The organism is Legionella yabuuchiae (assembly GCF_900640115.1).
Lineage (GTDB): Bacteria > Pseudomonadota > Gammaproteobacteria > Legionellales > Legionellaceae > Legionella_A > Legionella_A yabuuchiae.
In genome coordinates this window covers 1-1,422 of sequence record NZ_CAAAIW010000061.1, presented here as the reverse complement: position 1 = coordinate 1,422, position 1,422 = coordinate 1, and the positions used below count along the sequence as shown (strand labels likewise).

Sequence of the window (1,422 nt, the reverse complement as noted above, 5' to 3'; positions counted from 1 at the left end):
GAAGAAAAAGCCTTTCTTGAAGCAGCTCATCATAGCTGTGAAAACAGGAAAGAAGGCGATCGCATAAAAGCAATTTTGTTGCGTTCAGAAGGCTGGACGGTTCCTCAAATAAGCCAAGCGCTTCGTTTACATCAATCAACGATCATTCGTCATATTGAAGAATACAAATCAGGCAAGTTAAAAAATCAAAGTGGCGGCTCATCTAGTAATTTAACAGACGAGTAAACACAGGAGCTTATTGCCCATTTGGAAGAGCACACCTATGCGCATAATCACCAAATTGTCCTGTATATCAAAGAACATTTTGGGGTTACTTATACCGTTGCAGGACTGCATAAATGGCTCCACCGCCAAGGGTTTAGCTATAAAAAGCCCAAAGGCCTGCCTCATAAGGCAGATCCTGAGTTACAAAAACAATTTGTTGCAGAATATGAACAATTGAAAAAAGAGATTGGGAATGAAGAACCTATTTTGTTTATGGATTCAGTACACCCAACACAAGCAACAAAATTAGCTTATGGGTGGATTAGAACAGGTAAAACAAAACATGTAGGAACAACGGCCAGTCGTACCCGCTTGAATATTGTTGGTGCTATCCAACTAGGCCATGTTGCAAAGGCAATTACCGCACAATATGAAACAATTAATGCAGGATCGATCATCAATTTTATGGAAAAAGTTCGTGACCAATATGGCTCAAAAACGGTTCATTTAATTTTAGATAAAGCGGGATACCACAGGTCGTTATTGGTTGCTGAGCATGCTTCAAGCCTCAATATAAAACTGCACTTTCTACCGCCTTATAGCCCCAATCTCAACCCAATAGAACGGCTATGGAAGGTCATGAACGAAAAAGTAAGAAACAACCGATGTTTCAAAGGAGCAAAGGATTTTAAAGAGGCAATTAATAGCTTTTTTGATGACATTTTGCCAAGCATTGAAAATGCACTGGATGGCAGAATTAACGACAACTTCCAGTTGCTAAAAACTTAGTATTTTGAAGTTGATTGGGTATAGGTCTCACAGATTCTATGCCCATTATTATGGCGCAGCGAGGAAGGCGATTCCATGCGAAAGTAGCCCCAGAAATCGCGACCAAAAGTGGCTATTGTGCAACTAAAAAACGGTACTATTACGGTGTTAAATTACACGTGGTTGCTACCCGACTAAAAGGTTCCTTACCTATTCCTGTCTGTCTTGGATTAACCGAGGCGGGGATGCATGACCGAAAAGCATTTGAGCAAATTTTACCTGCATGACCTGAAAATATGCTTGAGTGTTACGCTGATAAGGCCTATCAAGTAGGAGCTGAAGCAATTCATCAAGAACAACATATTATCCTATTAACTCCTGTGAAAAAAGAAAAAGGACAAAACTTTCTTGATGCAGCAGACCAATGGTTATCAACAGCAATTTCGCAAG

General features: G+C 40.1%; 1 protein-coding gene and 1 pseudogene. Both read left to right on the top strand.

Going from position 1 to position 1,422, the window contains the following annotated elements:
• Positions 1–993, top strand: a pseudogene (locus E1O47_RS12035) (IS630 family transposase); the annotation flags it as partial.
• Positions 994–1,031: 38 nt separating this feature from the next.
• Positions 1,032–1,259, top strand: coding sequence for a hypothetical protein (locus E1O47_RS12030; RefSeq protein ID WP_133131475.1), 228 nt, complete (start codon positions 1,032–1,034; stop codon positions 1,257–1,259).
• Positions 1,260–1,422 lie beyond the last annotated feature (163 nt).

Coding starts and splice junctions, on each gene's coding strand:
- E1O47_RS12030 (WP_133131475.1), top strand. CDS start 1,032: ATGCCCATTATTATGGCGCAGCGAGGAAGGCGATTCCATGCGAAAGTA.